This window comes from Aerosakkonema funiforme FACHB-1375 (assembly GCF_014696265.1).
Taxonomy (GTDB): domain Bacteria; phylum Cyanobacteriota; class Cyanobacteriia; order Cyanobacteriales; family Aerosakkonemataceae; genus Aerosakkonema; species Aerosakkonema funiforme_A.
In genome coordinates, this window is the sequence record NZ_JACJPW010000038.1 from 1 (window position 1) to 19,377 (window position 19,377).

19 protein-coding genes and 2 pseudogenes are annotated in these 19,377 nt (G+C 43.5%); 9 read left to right on the forward strand and 12 right to left on the reverse strand.

The features are described from left to right. Positions 1–260: 260 nt before the first annotated feature. Positions 261–1,361, reverse strand: coding sequence for a DJ-1/PfpI/YhbO family deglycase/protease (locus H6G03_RS15730; RefSeq protein WP_190465315.1), 1,101 nt, complete (start codon positions 1,359–1,361; stop codon positions 261–263). Positions 1,362–1,434: 73 nt separating this feature from the next. Further along, the gene (locus H6G03_RS15735; RefSeq protein WP_190465316.1) at positions 1,435–1,851 is read right to left on the reverse strand and encodes a DUF2267 domain-containing protein; all 417 of its coding nucleotides are present in this window, start codon (positions 1,849–1,851) and stop codon (positions 1,435–1,437) included. Between the two features lie 379 nt (positions 1,852–2,230). Between H6G03_RS15735 and H6G03_RS15740 the strand changes: the two genes are divergently transcribed. The 3 genes and pseudogenes from H6G03_RS15740 to H6G03_RS15750 all read left to right on the forward strand — a co-directional run. Continuing rightward, positions 2,231–2,551, forward strand: coding sequence for a DUF6335 family protein (locus H6G03_RS15740; protein ID WP_456057572.1), 321 nt, complete (start codon positions 2,231–2,233; stop codon positions 2,549–2,551). Between the two features lie 127 nt (positions 2,552–2,678). Continuing rightward, entirely contained in the window at positions 2,679–3,095 is a 417-nt protein-coding gene (locus H6G03_RS15745; protein ID WP_190465317.1) for a DUF6335 family protein, read from the forward strand. A 556-nt stretch (positions 3,096–3,651) separates the two neighbouring features. Beyond that, positions 3,652–3,906: pseudogene (locus H6G03_RS15750) on the forward strand (DUF1830 domain-containing protein); the annotation flags it as partial. A gap of 117 nt (positions 3,907–4,023) precedes the next feature. Here H6G03_RS15750 and murD read toward each other — a convergent pair. Further along, positions 4,024–5,415, reverse strand: a complete 1,392-nt coding sequence (gene murD / locus H6G03_RS15755) for a UDP-N-acetylmuramoyl-L-alanine--D-glutamate ligase (protein ID WP_190465319.1) — start codon at positions 5,413–5,415, stop codon at positions 4,024–4,026. Positions 5,416–5,619: 204 nt separating this feature from the next. Between murD and H6G03_RS15760 the strand changes: the two genes are divergently transcribed. Continuing rightward, positions 5,620–5,796: a hypothetical protein gene (locus H6G03_RS15760; RefSeq protein ID WP_190465320.1), complete on the forward strand. Its 177-nt coding sequence runs from the start codon at positions 5,620–5,622 to the stop codon at positions 5,794–5,796. A 74-nt stretch (positions 5,797–5,870) separates the two neighbouring features. Here the strand turns inward: H6G03_RS15760 and glyS are convergent, their stop codons facing one another. The 7 genes from glyS to H6G03_RS15795 form a co-directional block, all read right to left on the reverse strand. Then, entirely contained in the window at positions 5,871–8,021 is a 2,151-nt protein-coding gene (gene glyS / locus H6G03_RS15765) for a glycine--tRNA ligase subunit beta (protein ID WP_190465321.1), read from the reverse strand. A gap of 57 nt (positions 8,022–8,078) precedes the next feature. Beyond that, positions 8,079–8,519: a DUF6334 family protein gene (locus H6G03_RS15770; RefSeq protein WP_190465322.1), complete on the reverse strand. Its 441-nt coding sequence runs from the start codon at positions 8,517–8,519 to the stop codon at positions 8,079–8,081. Between the two features lie 3 nt (positions 8,520–8,522). After that, positions 8,523–8,831, reverse strand: a complete 309-nt coding sequence (locus H6G03_RS15775; RefSeq protein ID WP_242060409.1) for a helix-turn-helix domain-containing transcriptional regulator — start codon at positions 8,829–8,831, stop codon at positions 8,523–8,525. After that, positions 8,821–9,162, reverse strand: coding sequence for a type II toxin-antitoxin system RelE/ParE family toxin (locus H6G03_RS15780; RefSeq protein WP_190465324.1), 342 nt, complete (start codon positions 9,160–9,162; stop codon positions 8,821–8,823). Before H6G03_RS15780 ends, H6G03_RS15775 begins: the two co-directional genes overlap by 11 nt. A 120-nt stretch (positions 9,163–9,282) precedes the next feature. Further along, positions 9,283–11,145 (reverse strand): serine/threonine-protein kinase, encoded by a 1,863-nt coding sequence (locus H6G03_RS15785; protein WP_190465325.1) that lies wholly within the window; start codon positions 11,143–11,145, stop codon positions 9,283–9,285. 163 nt (positions 11,146–11,308) lie between these two features. Next, positions 11,309–11,581: a type II toxin-antitoxin system RelE family toxin gene (locus tag H6G03_RS15790; RefSeq protein ID WP_190465326.1), complete on the reverse strand. Its 273-nt coding sequence runs from the start codon at positions 11,579–11,581 to the stop codon at positions 11,309–11,311. Next, entirely contained in the window at positions 11,568–11,780 is a 213-nt protein-coding gene (locus H6G03_RS15795) for a hypothetical protein (RefSeq protein WP_190465327.1), read from the reverse strand. The genes H6G03_RS15790 and H6G03_RS15795 overlap by 14 nt, the downstream gene beginning before the upstream one ends. A 222-nt stretch (positions 11,781–12,002) precedes the next feature. Here H6G03_RS15795 and H6G03_RS15800 point away from each other — a divergent pair, with 222 nt between their 5' ends. Next, complete coding sequence (locus H6G03_RS15800; RefSeq protein WP_190465328.1) at positions 12,003–12,782, forward strand: hypothetical protein; 780 nt, start codon at positions 12,003–12,005, stop codon at positions 12,780–12,782. On the opposite strand, the gene H6G03_RS15805 is transcribed toward H6G03_RS15800, so the two are convergent. Both H6G03_RS15805 and H6G03_RS15810 read right to left on the reverse strand, forming a co-directional pair. Then, complete coding sequence (locus tag H6G03_RS15805) at positions 12,779–13,669, reverse strand: ABC transporter ATP-binding protein (protein WP_190465329.1); 891 nt, start codon at positions 13,667–13,669, stop codon at positions 12,779–12,781. The two genes, H6G03_RS15800 and H6G03_RS15805, sit on opposite strands and share 4 nt — an antisense overlap. Positions 13,670–13,813: 144 nt before the next feature. Further along, on the reverse strand, positions 13,814–14,587 hold the full coding sequence (locus H6G03_RS15810; protein ID WP_190465330.1) for an ABC transporter permease: 774 nt from the start codon (positions 14,585–14,587) through the stop codon (positions 13,814–13,816). A gap of 26 nt (positions 14,588–14,613) precedes the next feature. On the opposite strand from H6G03_RS15810, the gene H6G03_RS15815 reads away from it, so the two are divergent. From H6G03_RS15815 to H6G03_RS15830, 4 genes and pseudogenes are all read left to right on the forward strand, one after another. Then, the gene (locus H6G03_RS15815) at positions 14,614–16,557 is read left to right on the forward strand and encodes an FAD-dependent oxidoreductase (RefSeq protein WP_190465331.1); all 1,944 of its coding nucleotides are present in this window, start codon (positions 14,614–14,616) and stop codon (positions 16,555–16,557) included. Positions 16,558–16,702: 145 nt separating this feature from the next. Next, a complete protein-coding gene (locus tag H6G03_RS15820; protein WP_190465332.1) occupies positions 16,703–17,758 on the forward strand; it encodes an aromatic ring-hydroxylating dioxygenase subunit alpha in 1,056 nt (351 codons plus the stop codon). Between the two features lie 79 nt (positions 17,759–17,837). Further along, a pseudogene (locus H6G03_RS15825) lies at positions 17,838–18,713 on the forward strand (WD40 repeat domain-containing protein); the annotation flags it as partial. 345 nt (positions 18,714–19,058) lie between these two features. Beyond that, positions 19,059–19,367, forward strand: a complete 309-nt coding sequence (locus H6G03_RS15830) for a hypothetical protein (RefSeq protein ID WP_199315322.1) — start codon at positions 19,059–19,061, stop codon at positions 19,365–19,367. Positions 19,368–19,377: the final 10 nt, after the last annotated feature.

Genomic DNA, 19,377 nt, shown 5'->3' on the forward strand with positions numbered 1-19,377 from the left:
AGTGGGGGAGTGGGGGAGTGGGGGAGTGGGGGAGCGGGAGCAATACTGCTCGGGTTTTGGGTAGGGGCGAAGCATTTGGGCGACAATCTATCGTCTCAAACCCTAGATTTTCTGTCCAAATGCTTCGCCCCTCCATGTCAAAAAATGCTTAACCGAGCAGTATTGGGAGTGGGAGAATAAATCTTTTCCCTTTTCCCCTTTCCCCCTTTTCCCTTTTTCCCTTTCCCCTCTTCCCTCTTCCCTAACCCCTAACCCCTTTCTTACACACCGACAGCTGGCGCGGTGGTAGGTTTGGCGGGTTTAGCAATTTCCGATCCCAACCGATTACGGTAGAGTTGCGCGAAATGTTGTTCGTATTTAGCGTGATCGATTTCGATTTGGCTGAATATTTCAGTTGTCACCGGGTCGGTTAACTGATTGCGAAGTTGGAAAGTGTCAACAACAGCCGTTTGGATATCGCCGAGTGCGCGACGCAGCATTGCCATTTCATCGCTACCTTGTAGGGAAGTTTTTAGTTTGGCGTAAGTGTCAGCTGCTTGGGCGGGTATTGATGGTTTTTCGCCCAGTGTATTCAGCCGTTCTTCCAGCATTTGAATGTGTTGTTTTTTGTTAGCGATCGTATCTTCGAGAAGGGCTTTGATTTCGCGATCGGATGACTTTTCCACGTACTGCTGAAAAGCTTCGCTCGAATAACGTTCGCCTGCTAGCGCGGTATTCAAAGCTTTAACAATATCGCCCTTAGTCGAGCCACCCCAAGCGTTGGCAATTTTCCACCATTCTGCTGTGACATCATTTTCATTTGGCAGATCGACTTCTTTCCCGCCATAACCGAGGCGGCTGAGAATTGCTGTTGTAAAAATTGCCAAATCTCCTGGACGACGGGATGTAATTAAATTGCCATCGACAACAAGCGGCTCATCAATATAGTTAGCACCAGCGTTAATCATATCCTTGCGAATCGATATAAAGCCGGTGGCGTTTTTGCCTTTGAGCAGATCGCCTTCAATCAAAACTTGTGGCCCGTGGCAAACAGCAGCAATCAGTTTTCCTCGATTCATTGCATCCTGCACGAATTTCACCGTATTGGGGTTGGTACGCATCGTGTCAGGAGCCAAACCGCCAGGAATAACGACTGCATCGAATTCTTCAGGACGTGCTTCCGTGGTTGTTGCATCGGGTTGCATGGAAAGTTTGCCCTGTTTGCCCACATAGGTGCTGTTCATGCGGGAGCCAAGTACAACTACATCGAATCCCGCCATTTGTAGGGCTTTGTAAGGCACTTGAAATTCCGCATCTTCAACGCCTGTTTCTATTAAAATTGCAACTCGTTTATTGCTACCGTGATTATTGTGATGTGTCATGCAATTTCCTCAAATTATTTGAAATTTCAAACTTGTGATGGCAAATTGAAGTTTTTTCCAATCTGCCATTGTTCTACATACCTGTCCCTGAGATTACCTCTGATGTTGGGCTTGGGGCTGGCAGTAAATCGCTGTAATCGTCAGAAAAATTAGCGCGAAGATCGGCAAATTCACCGGGCGTAATTGCTGAGTTTAACACCGAGAAAACAGCGTGGGCGTGAGTCGCTGCTGTAACCGGGTCTACACATTCTTTTTCGCTGACGCGCTGATAGAATTCTTGCAGAGACAAGTGCTGACCGTTCTCTCCCTCTCTACCTTGCAAAAACTGTTTAAACTCAGATGGCAGTTGTGAAGCTAAATCTTTTGCTTCATCGCCTACGATGCGATCGCGGATCGTTTCTAGGGTGGCGCGAATAGCACGCTCTGCCTCTTCACGCGAACCGACCTGAGCTATACTTTGAACGTGTTTAATGAACTCGTCGCGGTTCATGGCATCCTCAGAAATGAATGTCTGCGCTTAACAACACCTGTTAGATGTCGTTCGATCTCTTCTCCAGGTTAGGCATGACAGGACTGCAATCTCGTCGTTCCAAAGTGATAAAAAAATTTCGCTCTAAAGTGATAGATCGGTTTTTCTTATCGTATTTAAACTGGAGAAACAGAAAGAGTTATTAATGTAACGGTACTTACGCAGGCAGTTGAAAAAATCATTATATGTAGTAGGGTCAATTCATGAATTGACCCTACATTTAGACACTTTGCGTAATTCCTATATAACTAACTCAGCAGATAAAAAAGCTGCCACAAATACAGCCGCTCGGCCTTCTTTGCAGGCTCAGCCGCAGGAGAATATAACCGTGGATACAGATATTCCCAAGGTGCCAGGATGTTTTGGCGCTTACATTTTCATGCAGGTGTTGAGGCTGTATACTTCCACCAGTCCAAAATTATCTGGGGGTGATGTGGATGCTGCTTGGGAACAAGCCGACTCAACAGGTGAGGAAGCTGTTGGTGGAACTGCTGCTACTCCCGATCAGAATATTGTCGATCAATTGGGGGCAGCTGTGGGATTAGAGATAGATGATATGGCTTTTCTGCATACAGTAGAAATTATAGAGGAGCGTGACGATCGCCGTTGGGAATTAGATCCAACTTCTTCGGAAGATTATCAGGAGCGGCATTCGATTTGAGATTTGAGATTTGAGATTTTTTGCGGCTTCCTTGTTCATTCAAAAGAGATAGATCGGTTTCGCTCTAAAGCAAGACATCGATTTTGTTGCCAGAAATTATGCTGGAAAAGCAGATGGAGTGATTCTTATGGCTGACAAAGCAGATAAAAAAGTACTGGATATAAACGACGAACCGATGGTTTTAGATCTGCCGCAGGAAATTACGGAATCCTACGGAACGGGTGTGAAGACAGAACCGGGATACAACATCGGTACGCGAAGATTGCGCGATGAAGAGAAGCTGTATACATCGACTAGCCCGCAACTGAGTGGGGGTGATGTGGATGCGGCTTGGGAACAAGCGAGTATGGTTGGTGAGGAGGCGGTTGGTGGAACGGTTGCTACTCCCGATCGAGATATTGTTGATGAGTTGGGAGCTGCTGTAGGGCTGGAGATGGACGACAGGGCTTTTCTGCGGACTACAGAAATTTTAGATGAGCGCGACGATCGACGCTGGGAGTTAGATCCTTCTTCTTCTGAAGATTATCAGGAACGCAGGGAATAAAAAAAGTAGAAAACTAAGAGTAAGAAGGCAAAAGAAAAGGTGTAATTTCTTTTTTTACTTTTGCCTTTTAAGTTTTGTTTTCTAAAGGCGATCGATATATTTTTTGAGATCAATTCATCGGAGGAGTTTTTCTCAGTATGGCGATCGCGCAGATACCCATCCGGGAGGCACTGGTTAACTTGGGCCTTTTCTTGTCGATTTTACCCCTACTCCTAAAGTATCGTTGGTAGGTTTTGGGATCGGTGTTATTACGGAAAATCGCACCAGCTTAAAGCACCCGAACGCTAGACAGGTTAATATAATTTCCTGCAATGTAGAACTTGTTTGGGTGGAAAGGGAAACAGAGGCGGAGAGCGGGGTAAAAATGAAGCTGGGCTTCAGTTTTGCGATCGCGCTCCGGGCATAATATGCGGGTGCAGGAGAGATTGGTATAACTTATAGTGTCACTTTTTCATGACTTTTGGCGTGGTGACTTAGCTGCGTCTAGTATATAGTAAAACTACGCACATTAACATTCATTAAAAACCGTCATCATCAAAAAAGCAATCTGTTAGTTATGGCTCAAATCCTCGATTCTCTTCCTTCCGATAGCTCCGATCGCATTTTCTGCTGCTATATAAATAGTAGCAGTCAGATCCAAATTGCGCGGATCTCAAATATTCCTAATTGGTATTTTGAGCGGGTTGTTTTTCCAGGGCAACGCCTCTTATTTGAAGCGCCTCCAGATGCTCAGTTAGAAATCCATACAGGCAAGCTCACCAGTGCAATTTTATCAGATAAAATTCCCTGTACGCAGCTGCAAATAAAAGAATTTGCAAGTGAAGCAGTTTAACAAGTAAAAATTAAAAAAGGTAAAAGAAACCCCTTATATTAAATTTGTTTTAAAACTAATGGTTTTTTCTCTTTTACCTTTTGTTAGTTTGGCAAATCAATCAGCAGAATTTCGTTCCTGAAATTCCAGACATAGGTGGCGAAAATCGTCGCCTCGTTGCTCGAAGTTCTGGTACTGATCGAAGCTGGCGCAGGCGGGTGAAAGCAGGACAACTTTGGCTTGATGTTGTTTGGCTAATTCAGCGGCTCTGGGTACGGCGCGTGCCATAGTTTCCACGATTTGATAATGGGAATAACCAATTTCTTCGAGTCGTTTGGCGAAGGCAGGTGCTGCATCACCGATGAGTAAAACTGCGGCGGCTTTTGCTTGAATTTTGTTCATCCAACCTGTATCGTCACCTGCTTTGGCTTCGCCACCAGCGATGAGGATAGCGGGAGCATTTACTGAGTTTAATCCAACTTCAGCAGCGTCATAGTTGGTGGCTTTGCTGTCGTTAATAAAATCAATTCCTTGCCAAGTGCAGATGTGTTCGAGGCGATGGGGAACGCCGGGAAAGTTGGCGATTGCTTGCGCGATCGCATTTTTTTCAATTCCTGCTAATCTCGCAGCCGCAACTGCCATTAATAGGTTTTGCAGATTGTGTTCTCCTACCATTTTTAATGATGAGGTTTCCACTATGCGATCGCCGCGATCGACCACCCAACCATCTTCAATATAAAAACCGCGATCGGCAATTAATTCCGCTTTACCTTTCACACTTGTCCAGTAAGCATTGGCAAAGCGATCGGGTGCATTTTCTCTCAGATACGGATCGTCACCGTTGAATACTTGGAACTGCGATTGATTTAGTAACTTCGCCTTAATATTGAAGTAATTTTCTAAGGTTTTGTGACGACTGAGGTGATCCGGCGTGAAAGTAGTCCAAACGCCAATACGCGGCGCAAGCAAGCGCGATGATTCAATTTGATAGCTGCTAATTTCGGCAATTACCCAATCTGGCGGCGTCTCCGATAGCGCTAATTCGCAAGCAGCATAGCCGATATTACCGCAAGCGGGAGCATTAAATCCAGCCGCTTGAAAGATTGCAGCAATTAAAGCTGTAGTTGTCGTTTTACCGTTTGTACCAGTAATACCAACCCAAGGACAAGTTTGCAAACGACGCCACGCTAGTTCAATTTCGCCAATTGTTTCTATGCCTAATTCTCTGGCGCGAAGTAAGGCGGGAATATCCCAAGGTACGCCGGGACTGACAACAATTAGCTGGGGTAAATCTTCGCCTTCCGGCGTAAAAGAATAACCAAGTTTGACGGTAATTCCATTGTCGGTAAGTTGTTGTTGCTGTTGTTGGAATATTTCGGAGGTGTGGCGCGAAGCCAAGCTTTCCGCGCTGGCAGAATCGCTTAGCGTCACATCCCAACCTTCCCGTTTCAACAGTCTTGCAGCTGCAATTCCCGATCTCCCCAAACCAATGATGTGCGCGTTAGGCATAGTTTAGTGTGTTAACTTTTACCTGATTTTGCCATCTTTATCGTACTCGATCGGGATAAAAAGGTAAAATTTTAAATCTGTTTTTGTCGGTTTTAAAGAATGCGTCTTTCTAAATCGGCAATTCTTTCCTCCAAGCGTGCGATTCCTCTACAGAAAAGGCGGATCGTTTGCAGCAAGCTTATCGCGTAGACGATCGACAAACTTATGAGCGCAAAAACCATTCCTAATGGATTGCCGAATCCCGTACTCGTTATACAGGATATTATCATCACGAACAATACCAATATTAATGATATGGCAGAACTCCAATACGATCGCGCCGATTGTTGTGCCGAGTTGCGGATTAGTTCTAATTCCTTCATTCCCTTTGTCCTCACTTAAAAGGTATGTGCGGAGAGAAATCGGGTTTCTGATTTCTAAACCGAAGAAACCCGGTTTATTTAAGCTTATTAGCTTTAACTTTTCACGATCGGGCCGAAATCTGCCAGCACTCGCGCATGATTTCGCAGCAATCCCAACAGATTCAAACGATTGCGCCTGACTTCCAAATTTTCATCCATTACTAACACACTTTCTGGGCCATCAAAAAATGTGCTGACTTTGGGGGTAATTTCGCTTAACGCATCTACCAACTGTTGATAATTGCGCTGTTCTTGCGATGCTTTAGTTTGGGGAACAAGTTGGACGATCGCATCATAAAATGCTTGTTCTGATGCTTTCTCAAATAAGTTCGATCGCACAACCTCGGTGGGTTCCAATTGTTGCTTATCCAAATCTCCTTGTGCGGCGAGACGAGTAGAACGGTTGACAGTTTCGTAGATTTCCAAAAGTTTGCCGTTGTTGCGGATTTCTTGTAGGAAAATAGCGCGATTTCGCACATCCAATAAATCTTTTAAGGCGCGTTCCGTATATTCAGGATCGTTTTCTCCCAAAACGGCATTTACTAAGTCGTAATCTATGGTGCGATCGTCTTGCAGTAAAGTTCGTATCCGTTGCAGGAAAAACTCCTGTAATTGTGGCAATAATTCGCCCGATTTTGTTTTGGGATAAGCTGCAACAAAATCAGCGACAATTTGTTCTAGTAACTCCTGCAAATTCAGCGGTAATTCTGCCGTCCAAGTGATATTCACTACCGCATTAGCTGCACGACGCAAGGCGAAAGGATCTGCCGAACCTGTGGGCAACATTCCCAACCCGAAAATGCTCACCAAGGTATCGAGTCTATCTGCCAAACCGACAACTTGACCTGTAATAGTTTCCGGTAATTTATCGCCTGCACCTCGCGGCAAATAATGTTCAAAAATCGCCGTTGCTACAGCTTCGGTTTCCCCGCTAGCGGCTGCATATTTTTGCCCCATGACACCTTGCAATTCCGGGAATTCGCCTACCATTTGGGTAACGAGGTCAGCTTTGCACAGGAAGGCGGCGCGTTGGATATTTTTGCTATTTTCTGCATTTAATTGCAGTTGTTCTGCAATTTTTCCGGCTATTTTGACGATGCGATCGACTTTGGCCTGCATCGTTCCCAATTCATCTTGAAATGTGACTTTTTCCAGTTGGGGAACGTAACTTTCTAATGGTTTAGCCAAATCGGATTTGTAGAAATATTGGCCGTCGGCTAACCGCGCCCGCACTACCCGCCCGTTACCTGCGGCGATCAGATCTGATTTCGCAGGATCGCCGTTAGAAATGGTAATAAAATTGGGCAATAATTCTTTTGCTTCTGCTGTTTTGAATAGGGGGAAATAGCGCTGGTGAGTTACCATCACCGTGGTAGTTACTTCCGGCGGTAAACTCAAAAAATCATCATCAAATTTCCCCATCACAGCAGTAGGCCATTCTACCAAGTTGGTGACTTCTGCTAATAAATCCGGATAGATTTCTGCATAGCCGCTTTGGATTTTGGCAACTGCTTCAACTTGCTCTTTAATTCTGACTTTTCTCAGTTCCGCATCGACTTCTACGAAACCGGAACGGAGAGTAGATACATAATCTGTAGCGCTCTTAATTGTAACTGGTTCGGGATGTAAAACCCGATGGGTGTGGGAGATGCGATCGCTCTTAATTATCTCCGATCCATTCTCAATTTCCACTGGCAACACCGCATCATCTAATAATGTCACCAACCAAACTATAGGACGGGAAAACTTAACATCTCCATCCCCCCAGCGCATAAAACGCTTACCTTCCAACTTAAAAATCCACTGGGGAATCAATTCCTTCAAAATATCAGCCGTAGCGCGTCCGGGAATGCTTTGTTTGACAAACACAAAATCGCCCTTATCCGTCGGGCGCACTTCCAACGCCGACAAAGCGACACCCTGCTTGCGGGCAAAACCTTCCGCCGCCTTGGTCGGTTGTCCATCCTTGAACGCCGCCGATGCGGGTGGGCCTTTGATTTCTTCGACGCGATCGGGTTGCTGTGCTGGCAAACCTTCAATCAGCACAGCCAAACGGCGGGGAGTTCCATATACATTAATTGCCTCACTTGTCAAGTATTGTTCCGAAAGGCTTTTGGGAATAAGACTTTGCCATTGTTGGATGGCGCTACCCACAAAGCTGGCAGGGAGTTCTTCTGTACCGACTTCTAATAAAAAGGATGGCATAACCGAGGATTGAGTTGTCTAGCTAGAACAGTTTATCGCGATTTGACGGTTCTAGGGTTATGATGTGGTAGGGGATGGCGCGTCAACTTGGCTGTGCTGCAACTGAGTTTCAGATTTTACACGGTATATTGCTTCGTAACGAAAAACATTCAGAACTGAACACTCAGCAACAAAGGCAATGCTGGGATGCAGGTACTCAAAAGCGAAAATCACTAGATCTCGATAACCTCGATCGTTTTCGCATATCCAAACTGTCGTCAACTTTTTACCAAGTAAAGACTGACACCAAGATGGTGTATTTTCCGCAGAATGCGTGCTAGCGGTTTCCTGAATTATTTCTATTTCATCAGTATCGGCAATTGGTAGCAAGGTAACTGTAGTATCTTGAAAGAATAATTGGATTTTATCAAGGCAGAGTTCATTGCTAGAAAATTCTTTATCTTCTAGTATTGATACTGCTGTTAGAATTTGTCCGATCGGAAATTCATCTGTTGCCATATATTATGTTTCAGTTTCTTTCGGTAAAATCGCAACTCGAAAACCCAGCTTATCCATCAATTCAATAAAAGTATAAATTTCAGCAGCATTACTTTCTGTTAGTATTTTATCGAGTTTTTCATGCAACTGTTTCGCTGAATCTGAAAGGCGATCGCTTTTTGCACAAGCCTCAATTACCTTTCTAACCGCGTTTCGCAGTAGTTCCGGTTCGGGGTCTTTTTCTTCTAAAATAGCTTCAATGTAGCCAGCAGCGTGTTCTGGATCTTTCAGACATTCAATTAAAAACTCCCGGTAGCTATCGCTAGTTGGCATTTTCACGCTTTTCATACTCTTCCCAATACTCCTTAGCTTTGTTGATATCTTCTTCTTGGGTGCTTTTATCTCCCCCGCAAAGGAGAAGTACAATTGTCGATCCTATTTGTCCAAAGTAGATCCGATAGCCTGGGCTATAGTTGATTCTCAATTCATAAACGCCTTCACCAACAGAACGACAGTCACCTAAATTGCCTAGTTCAACTCGTTCAAGCCTTGCGTCTATTTTATATTGAGTTTTGCGATCGCGCAGCGAATAGTACCACTCTAAGAAAGGTATTCTGCCATCTGGCGTAATGTAACGTCGAATTTCCCTTGGTGTTGCTTCCATGATTTCATTTTATACCTATTATAAAACCCTTGTTCTGTTGTAAGATGCGTCAGACTTCGGTGATAAATCGATGCTGGAAAATCTGAACTTCTGACGCACTCTACTACCTGATAGCAGAATTTAAACACACACCTGCCAAATTTTAATTGTATTATCAAAACTGCCACTGGCGAGAATTCGACCGTCAGGAGTGAAAGCAACAGAATTAACTGCACCAGAATGACCAGTGAGAGTACCAATATTTTTTATAGGGTCTTCTATACTCCATAGTTTGATTGTTTTATCTGCACTACCACTAGCAATAATTTTTCCATCAGGACTGAAAGCAACAGTATCAACTGAGGCAGAATGCTGTCCAGGTATTTCCCAAATACATTCTTTAGTGCTTATATCCCACAGTCTGATTGTTTTGTCTTCGCTGCCACTAGCAATGGTTTTTCCGTTATGATTGAAAGCAACAGAACGAACGCTTCCTGAATGTCCAGAAAGATTAGAACTAATCCCTAATCGACTGAGGAATGTTCCAAAAAATCCTTGTTTCCAAATCTTAATTTTTGTGTTCTGATTGCCACCAGCTATGCTCTTACCATCAGGACTTAAAGCAATAGTATTTATCCCTTCTGCACCAGATAAAAAATCCACATATTTACCCGTATTCGTATTCCAAGTTTTGATCTGACCATCAGCTTTACAAAGGCTAGCAATAAACTGTCCGTCAAAATTAAAGGCTACAGAATTTACACGTCCTAAATGCTTATATATTGTCCAATTACCAATGGTGCGAAGAAGTTGACCATTTGTAAAGTTCCAAACCCTAATTTTGCCATCCTCACAACCAGCAGCAAGAGTCTGCCTATCGGGACTAATCGCCACTGATAAAACTGCACCCGATTTCTTATCAGACAGAGTGCGAAGCAGTTGACCGCTATCGATATTCCAAATTTTGATAGTACCATCAAAACTAGCACTCGCAAGAGTTTGTCCATCAGCACTGATAGCAATAGATGTAACCCAATTTGAATGTCCAGTTAAAGTTCGCAAACACCTGTAATTCTGAGTTTGAAATGTTGATGAAGACGTTTGATTGCGCTTGGACACAACCGTATTAGGATTCAGCGCGTAGAGTACCTCATCAGCTGATTGATAACGTCGCTTCGGGGCAAGTTCCAACATTTTATCTAGGATTTGACCGAGCGAATCACTAACTGGACTATTTAACTTCTCTCGCCACATCCAAACACCTTCATCAACATCAAATAATTGAAAAGGATCGCTTCCAGTTAGCAGACAAATACAGGTAACTCCCAAACTATAAATATCGCTACCAAAACCTACTTTACCCGCATTTTGTTCGGGCGCAACATAACCCGGAGTGCCAATCACCGTGCCCGTTTTTTGCAAAGCAGTTCCAGTTGCGAACTTAGCCGCACCAAAATCAACTAAAACCAACTGACCGTTGTTAGTGCGGCGAATAATATTTTCCGGTTTGATATCTCGATGAATTACTTGGCGTTCGTGAATAAACTTAAAAGCTGGCAGTAAACTATTTAAAAGTAGCCAAATTTTTTGTTCGCTAAACGCTCCTTGCTGTGCCAACTCTTTCGACAAATCCTGACCTTCAATAAACTGTTGCAATAAATATAAATATTTGTCTTCTTCAAAGTAGGCTAACAGAGTCGGAATTTGCGGATGTTCTCCCAGTTCTTGCAGTCGCTTTGCCTCTTCTTGGAATAATTCGATCGCCTTTTGCAGTGCGCCAGTTCCTTGCAGTTGCGGTGCAAATTGCTTAACGATACAGCGTTCTTTTAATTTATCTACATCTTCAGCTAAATAGGTGCGTCCAAATCCTCCCCTACCAATTGGTTGGATAACACGATAGCGGTTTCTCAGCAGAAGCACCAGTTTTGAGCCACAACTTTGGCAAAACTTTGTCCCATCAGGATTCAAAGGTTTCTGGCAATCGGGGTTGAGGCAGCAGATCATAATCCGTCATCTCTCTGTGGTTACATTCTATGATATGTGGCGATTTTCAATTGCGTGAATCTTAACCCGGTTTCTTTGTATCTTACGCGGCTGCAAGCACCTGTATTTGGTATTCATCCCTCGCCTCGCCGCAGAGGGGGGTAGGGGGGAGAGGTCAAGCACTTCAAGGAAAAATCTTGTAAATCTCTTTTCGGTGAGCAATTCTTTCGCAAATTAATGTATTTGTCTCTTGCTCAACCGTAATACCAATTCTATAGTTACCTACGCGAATCTTATATTTATCGTTATAACCTTTCAGCTTTTGCAGATATCCTAACTCAAAAGGATTCTCTGATTCCAATTCTTGAAACACAATAGGTTCGACCCGGTTTTGGATATCTGCTGGCAAAGCAGCAAGTTCTTTCAAGAATCTCCTAGTGTATTCAACTTTCCACATGATGCTGTTTCAAAGATTGATAATACTTTAAAGCTTCTGGCTTGGAAAGCCGTTCTTTATTCTCAGATTCTTCCATTAACTTTGCCAAACCGTAATCTTCGATAATTTCCTCAATCTTTTCAAATTCAGCAATGGGAATTAGGACGGCGATCGGTTGCTGATTTTCATCTAAAACAATGTTTTTATGAATTTCTAGCATTGTTGGTAATTCGCAATTGTTTAATTTTATTATATAGCATAAATGTCCTGTTCGCGATAAAAAACCTAATCCCCCAGCCCCCTTTCCTACCAGGGAAGAGGGAGTAATATGTGGTATTTCCCCCCTCGTCTCGCAGGAGAGGGGAGTAGGGGAGAGAGTCGCATCCTTCCAAATCTGGCATAATCTCCTTAATAGCCATTCAGTTAAGTGGGAGGTTTTCGGATGTACTTTGGCAGAAATTTCAAAATCTCTGGAATTGCATCTGTAAAAGTAGCGATCGCAACAACGTTGACTGGTCTTATAGTATGTACTAACTTTGACACTGCTATTAGTCAAACTGCCATTCAACCGCAGACCCCGCTTCCCAATATGGCAGAAAATCCTGACCTACCTCCCAACCTAAATTTACATACTAGATTTGATGACATTAGTACAAAAATATCTGAAAATGCCCAAGTTCATGCAATTGGAGTCTATGAAGGTTATTACGATATACCCAGGCGTTTTCGCGAACATAAACAAGGAATGGTAGAATTGAAAATTACTAAAAATGATACACCTATAGTTCTAGTTTTAACAGCCTATGAGCCTGTAAAATGGAATATTATTAACGAGTCGAATATAAAAATTGAATATGTAATTTTGAGTGGTTATCACAATCAAGAAGTTACAGGAATTACATCTAATACGCCTATATTAAATGAGTCGTATAAAAAGGGAGATGAAGACTATTTTTACTTTTACAAAAATGATTCAGAAGTGCGTTATTTTCCTAGCAGAGATGGATGTACCGAACAAAAGTATCCACAAGAAAGCTCTTATGTGCGATCGACTATAAAAATCAAAGAAATTACTGGCTTAGAATTTACCAGCATCCAAGGTAAATATAGTGAGAAAAACTTTGAAATAAATAACCAAACACAGGGCAGTTATCTATCGACAGAAAGAGATAGGGGGTTTTGTTATAAAAATTCTGCTGGAGAACTGGAACGGAATTTTTAACCTTGTGTCACCTCCACATAAATATGTTCCAAACGCACGGGCGATCGCGCGATCGCATCCACAGCAATCCCATCAAAACACGCGATAATTTCCTTCAATTCCAAATGTTTTGGCAACCAGAAAGCCAAATCGTTACCGTAGCGTCGATGGGTAAAGCCGAGTTGTTTGGCGCGTGCGATCGCACTCTCTTCATCCCGCGTTTGCACCACAACAATTTCCTGCGCCGGAATCAATTCTCGCAACGCAGACAAACTCCCCTCAACCACAATTCGCCCACCTTTAATAATACCAATCTTATCGCAAAGCCGCTCAGCTTCATCCAACAAATGCGTCGTCAACAAAACAGTAATACCCTGCTTTTTCAGATTCCGAATTAACTCCCAAACCTCATAACGCGCCTCAATATCCAAACCCGTCGTCGGTTCATCCAAAATCACCAACTTCGGCTGATGTACCAACGCCACAGCAATATTCAACCGCCGCTTCATCCCACCGCTGAGAGTTTCCACCGGACTCTTAGCCCTATCTACCAAATTAACAGCCTCCAAACAAACTTGTACCTGTTCCCAGCGCTGCTGTGCTGATAACCCGTAAATCCGCGCAAAAAAATCCAAATTTTCCGCACAAGTGAGACTGTTGTAAAGTAAATTATCTTGCGGCGCTACCCCAATCAGCGATTTAGTCGCCTCAGAAATCGGTTGCTTATTAAGCGTAATTTCTCCCCTATCTTCCTTCAGCAAATTACATATTATATTGATAGTAGTAGTCTTCCCTGCACCATTTGGCCCCAACAACCCGTAAATTTCACCCAGTTGAACGTGCAACGTCAAATCCTGAAGAACTTGTCGCTTCCCAAAAGACTTACTTAACCTCTTAATATGCAGCATAAAACTTAATAACCTAACTTTTTATAGAGCCTTTTATTTTAACGCAAAGTACGCAGAGGTTTTCGCAGAGGTACGCAGAGAAAGAATTCTTCTTTGCGACCCTTTGCGTTTCCCTTTGCGACTCTTTGCGTTAAAAAAATACACTCACAACCTCCTCTCTACACTTAACATTCGCCGATAGCACAGCCATCCCGCTCCCACCATTACAATAGCAAAAGCATATAAAAACCAAAAATGAAACTCAATATCAGCAAAATTTTTTCCCTCATCAGACACTTGTAAAAACGCCTGAATCATATGGTAAACTGGGTTAAATTTAGCTAGATTCAGTAGAGTCTTAGGAAACACGAAACTTGGCACAAACGCGCCCCCCAAAATTAACAGAGGCACACCAAAAGCCGCCACCAAAGCATTGACATCTTCAGTGCGACGCGCAAATTGCGTACCGAGAACAAACCCTACACCAACATACGAGATAATACTTAGTAAAATAATAATTCCTCCCAGGAGGATAGAACCTTGAAACTTGGCTTGCCAAAAAGCCGCAATTGTGTATATTAGGAGAGTTTGACCGATGCCTATGCAGCTGTGAGCTACAAAAATGCCCAGAAAGTAGGAAATTCCGCTTAGCGGCGAGATAAACAGACGCTTGAGGGTTTGCTGTTCTCGTTCTGACACCACGGTTGCTACACTACCACCCAGGCAGCTAAAAAACAACGCCGCACCCACCACCGTTGTGGGGGCAGCGTATTCAAAAGCCTGAGCCATTGACAGTTGGGCGCGTTCTGCCACAATAAAACCGTTAAGTAAAAGGACAGAAACCGGAAAAATAGACCAAAAAATCAGGCTGCGTCGCCGCCGTAACAATTCAATCAAAATTCGCTGCGCCACAGCCAGCGTTTCGCCCCAGTATTTCATCGTGTGAGGAGTCAGCAGAGTAGTTCATGAATCCATTATCAAGGTACGCGCTTTCGCAGCCCATTTCGCGACGCACATTATTTAAGATGTTCGGTGTCGGTGCAGTCAGCGGTATAGTCGGATACTCGCGCTTTTCCAAGCCGCAGCCGACCGTTTTTCAGCAAGATAGCCTAGATTTGCCGCACTGGTTGAATCGTCCTATTAGTGTCGCAGTCATTGGAGGTGGGTTGGCGGGATTAGCCAGTGCCTACGAACTCAGTCAAAGGGGTTTCGCCGTCACCCTTTTAGAACGTGCGCCCCAGTTGGGAGGCAAAATCGCCAGTTGGCCTATCCAAGTTGGCGATGAAACTTTTATGATGGAACACGGGTTTCACGGCTTTTTTCCCCAGTATTATAACCTCAAGAGTTTAGTTACCGAACTGGGAATTAAAGACAACTTTGTAGATTTGAAATTCTATTCGGTTGTTTATCGAGATAAATACAAACCAGAAGTATTTCGCCCCAGCCATTCAGCTTTTCCCTGGAATATTGTAGATTTAGCAATAGCATCTCCGAACAGATTGACTTGGGGGATTAATCTGACTAAGTGGGAACATTGGCAAGTTTTCCGGGCGATTACTGGTTTCCAAACTGAACGAACTTTTCAGAATCTTGACAACATATCTGTTGCGGAGTGGGTTGAGAAAGAATTTCCCAGAGGACTTTATGACTTGTACTTCCTTCCTTTTGCTAAATCTAGTTTGAATGCGCCAGATAAAATGAGTGTGGGAGAATTAATGCAGTTTTTCCACTTTTACTTTTTTGGCAATCCGGAAGGTTTAGCTTTCAACGGCACTAAGGATGATATGGGTACGAGTTTGGTACAACCCATTGCGAGGGCAATTGAAAGTAAGGGCGGTAAGATTATTACGGGTGCAACGGTTAGAGAAATTAACTGTTCGCAAGGAAAGATTGCTTCCTTTAGTTATCAGCAAGGCAATGGCGGTAGCGATGTTCCTTTTTGGGTAACTCGCAACGATGTTATCGCCGATGACAAGATGGAATATTTCGGTGCTGGCGATGAAGTGTTTGCCGCTAAGTCTGGAGGAACTGAAGCGATTTCTCTGACTTGCACTCACCAAGGTTGTACTGTTCAGAAACAAGCGAATGGTGAGTTTCACTGTCCCTGTCACGGTGCGGTTTTCGACGCTGACGGTAAAGTCGTCAAAGGGCCAGCACAAAGAGATTTGCCCAGATACAAAATTGTACAGCGACAGGGAGATCGATCGCAATTACTTGCCGCCACTAATTCCCCACAACAAACATCTGCGGAAACTATCAAAGCAGATTACTACGTCATCGCCGCTGATGTGCCGGGAGTCCAGCACTTATTTAGTTTAATGACTGGCGATATAGATAACCGAGTGCAAACACAGGTAGCCAAATTGAGTATAGCAGACCCGTTTGCCGTGTGTAGATTGTGGTTCGATCGCGACTTTGAATGGACACAAAGTTGGTTTACCTCCCTCTCTGGTTATCGCCTCACCGACAGCATCACTCTCTACCACCGCATTCAAACACAATTCATTGCATGGGCGAAAAAAACCGGGGGTAGCGTTGTCGAGTTACACGCTTATTGCTACAAAGAAAAAGAATTTCCCACTCAGGAAGCATTACTCGCAACCTTCCAGCAAGAACTGTACGAAATCGTACCCGAACTCAAGGAAGCCAATATCTTACACCGCGAATTAGTCAACCAAAAAAACTTCTCCGGTTATCCACCAAATAGTTATGCAGAACGACCCCAAACAAGCACAAATATTCCCAACCTAATGTTTGCCGGAGATTGGGTAAAAATGCCCTTCCCTTGCGGCTTAATGGAACGCGCAATTAGCAGCGGTTTACTCGCAGCAAACGAAATCCTACATCGCGAAGGTTTGCAGAGGCGTCCCCTACTTTCCGTCAACCCAGAAGGCGTTTTGAAGATTTGAAATTTCACCGCAAAGCAAATGAACGCAGATAAACCCAGATAACATACGCAAAACGGTAGGGCTATATCTACTATCTGTGTTCATCTGTGTTTATCTGTGGATATCTGTGGTAAAAAAATAACCTATCAACAAACTTGCTACCCTTATGACTTCCCTCTCTCCAACAACTCAAAATCGCGATGTTCGTCAACTAGGAATCAATCCAAATCACTGGTATGTCGTCGCCAGCAGCGCAGAGGTGAAAACCGAACCTCTCGGCGTCACCCTCTGGCATCAACCAATTGTTATTTATCGAGATAGTGCAGGCAAAATCCATGCTTTAGAAGATAGATGTCCCCATCGTCAAGTTAAACTAAGTCACGGTAAAGTAATCGGTGAAAACTTAGAATGTGCTTATCACGGATGGCGTTTTAATGGCGATGGTCAATGCGCCGAAGTTCCCTACTTAGCAGCCAATCAAAAGTTACCAAATTGTGATATTCGCCGCTATCCCGTCCAAGAGAAAGATGGTTTCATCTGGCTATTTCCCGGAGATGAAACTTTAGCTGAAACTATCTCGCCTATGGGATTACCGGAATGGGAACATCTCAATTATATCGGTAGTGTGGCAATTATTCACTGTCAAGCCCACTATTCCTATTTAATAGAAAATTTAATGGATATGTATCACGGACATTTGCATCAAGACTGGCAAGCTTGGGCAAATCCCGTGCTTCAGGATATTGACGAAGACGATAACCGCGTTGATGCTCACTATCAAGCCCAAAGTTATTATAAAATAGATAAAATATGGTCAATTTCGCAATTATTTTTCCCAGCTTTGCGGCGTCTGCATCCCGAACCGTTGGATGTGAGTTATGTTTACCCGCACTGGGCTTCAACATTAGGCAAAGATTTTAAGATTTACTGTTTGCCTTGTCCGGTGAATGAGACGGAAACTCGCGCTTATCTGATTCATTTCACATCCTTGAATGCGTTTTGGCGTTTGCACAAATTGCCCGTGTGGTTTCGGCGATTTGTAAAAGATATTTGCTTTAATGCAGCTAAAGGTTTACTGGAAGGTTTGGTGCGTCAGGATGTAGAAATGATTGAGGAGGAACAGCAGGCGTATTTGCAGAATCCTGAGAGAAGGAATTATGAATTAAATCGGGCTTTAGTTAGTGTGCAAAAGTTGATGAAGAGTCAGGTTGAGAAAGTGTGAAACCTATCCCCCAATCCACTCTCCTGTAAGAAGACAGAGAAATAACATATAGATGCTAAATTTCGACTCTATGCGTTGCGTTTACACTCTTACAGGTCATACCAGCTATGTTCTTTGCGTCGCTTTCAGCCCAGATGGACAGCTTCTTGCTAGTGGCAGCCACGACGGGACTGTCAAACTATGGCAAACATCTACAGGACAGCAACTATACAACCTCATAGGTTATGACAAGGAGACTAGCCTTATTTTACAGTGGATTACGTCTGTCGCTTTCAGTCCCGATGGCCAGATTCTCGCCAGTGGCAACTGGTACAAAACTATCAAGTTATGGCAAGTGAGTACGGGAGAAGAACTTCGTACTTTCAAGATTTTTAACTTAGTTACATCTGTCGCTTTTAGCCCGGATGGGGAGATATTAGCCAGCAGTAGCGGTAAACTTATCAAGCTGTGGCAGGTGATTGCGAAAGAGGAACTCTGCACTCTTGAGGGTGATATGCAATCCGTTAAATCCCTTGCTTTCAGCCCGGATGGACAGATTCTTGCCAGTGGTGATGTAGCTATCAAATTGTGGCGGATACCTACTGGGCAAGAACTTTGTACTCTTACGGGTCATACTTACACAGTTCATTCCGTTGCTTTCAGCCCAGATGGGCAAACTCTCGCCAGTGGTAGTGCTGATGGAACTGTCAAGCTGTGGCAAGTAAGTAGCGGGAGAGAACTTTGCACCCTCATCGGTCATATTGGTGATGTTAATTCGGTTGCTTTCAGTCCAGACGGACAAATTCTCGCCAGTGGCAGCAATGACAAAACTATCAAGTTCTGGCAAGTGAGTACCAGAAAAGAACTCGGCAATCTTCACGGACATATTCAAACAATTCAATCTGTCGCTTTTAGCCCGGATGGGCAAACTTTAGCTAGTGGCAGCAATGACAAAACTATCAAAATTTGGCAATGAAATTAAATAAGTATGCAGAAATTTACAACCTGGTATAGTTATTGGATGCGCTTGGTTTTCCAGTGGGTATTTTTTAACTCTCGATAAAATTGCAAATTACCAACAACGAGCTATAATGCAATTATCCAATTGCGAATTCTATCAAATTCGAGAGAAAAATCCCCTTTATCCCTAAGAAGGGTGAAGCATTGCGATAGAAAAACTTTGGGTCACAGGAATACACTTATCGCCGCAATGCTTCACCCCTACACTCCACACTATAAAGAAGGTAAATAACCCAGATTTGGTATTACTCACAATGCTGGAAATTCATAAAAACAATGTTTTAGACGAAAATCCGCAACTATGACTGCCTCTGTCGAAAATATTCTCAATTCTTTTGAACTACTGAGTAAATCAGAAAAGAGGCAAATCGCCTCAGAAATTCTCAAGCGCACTCTCAGTTTTGATTTTCCATCTTTAACAGATGAAGAACTTGCCGAGAGTGCAGAGGAGATATTTTTACAACTCGATAAAAGGGAAATAGCAGGACGTTGGATAATCACTATTCAACCAAAAACAAATACTACTGCGATTACGCGCAGTCACGACGCCTTTTTAAAAGGCTACGCACCGGAAGATGAAGGACTTTATGACGACTATCCAACCGGGTGATTTTTGGGTG

Excerpts from the sequence above, each read along its gene's own strand:
- H6G03_RS15730 (WP_190465315.1), bottom strand. The coding sequence starts at position 1,361 with ATGACACATCACAATAATCACGGTAGCAATAAACGAGTTGCAATTTTA.
- H6G03_RS15735 (WP_190465316.1), bottom strand. The coding sequence starts at position 1,851 with ATGAACCGCGACGAGTTCATTAAACACGTTCAAAGTATAGCTCAGGTC.
- H6G03_RS15745 (WP_190465317.1), top strand. The coding sequence starts at position 2,679 with ATGGCTGACAAAGCAGATAAAAAAGTACTGGATATAAACGACGAACCG.
- murD (WP_190465319.1), bottom strand. The coding sequence starts at position 5,415 with ATGCCTAACGCGCACATCATTGGTTTGGGGAGATCGGGAATTGCAGCT.
- H6G03_RS15760 (WP_190465320.1), top strand. The coding sequence starts at position 5,620 with ATGAGCGCAAAAACCATTCCTAATGGATTGCCGAATCCCGTACTCGTT.
- glyS (WP_190465321.1), bottom strand. The coding sequence starts at position 8,021 with ATGCCATCCTTTTTATTAGAAGTCGGTACAGAAGAACTCCCTGCCAGC.
- H6G03_RS15770 (WP_190465322.1), bottom strand. The coding sequence starts at position 8,519 with ATGGCAACAGATGAATTTCCGATCGGACAAATTCTAACAGCAGTATCA.
- H6G03_RS15775 (WP_242060409.1), bottom strand. The coding sequence starts at position 8,831 with ATGCCAACTAGCGATAGCTACCGGGAGTTTTTAATTGAATGTCTGAAA.
- H6G03_RS15780 (WP_190465324.1), bottom strand. The coding sequence starts at position 9,162 with ATGGAAGCAACACCAAGGGAAATTCGACGTTACATTACGCCAGATGGC.
- H6G03_RS15785 (WP_190465325.1), bottom strand. The coding sequence starts at position 11,145 with ATGATCTGCTGCCTCAACCCCGATTGCCAGAAACCTTTGAATCCTGAT.
- H6G03_RS15790 (WP_190465326.1), bottom strand. The coding sequence starts at position 11,581 with ATGTGGAAAGTTGAATACACTAGGAGATTCTTGAAAGAACTTGCTGCT.
- H6G03_RS15795 (WP_190465327.1), bottom strand. The coding sequence starts at position 11,780 with ATGCTAGAAATTCATAAAAACATTGTTTTAGATGAAAATCAGCAACCG.
- H6G03_RS15800 (WP_190465328.1), top strand. The coding sequence starts at position 12,003 with ATGTACTTTGGCAGAAATTTCAAAATCTCTGGAATTGCATCTGTAAAA.
- H6G03_RS15805 (WP_190465329.1), bottom strand. The coding sequence starts at position 13,669 with ATGCTGCATATTAAGAGGTTAAGTAAGTCTTTTGGGAAGCGACAAGTT.
- H6G03_RS15810 (WP_190465330.1), bottom strand. The coding sequence starts at position 14,587 with ATGAAATACTGGGGCGAAACGCTGGCTGTGGCGCAGCGAATTTTGATT.
- H6G03_RS15815 (WP_190465331.1), top strand. The coding sequence starts at position 14,614 with ATGAATCCATTATCAAGGTACGCGCTTTCGCAGCCCATTTCGCGACGC.
- H6G03_RS15820 (WP_190465332.1), top strand. The coding sequence starts at position 16,703 with ATGACTTCCCTCTCTCCAACAACTCAAAATCGCGATGTTCGTCAACTA.
- H6G03_RS15830 (WP_199315322.1), top strand. The coding sequence starts at position 19,059 with ATGACTGCCTCTGTCGAAAATATTCTCAATTCTTTTGAACTACTGAGT.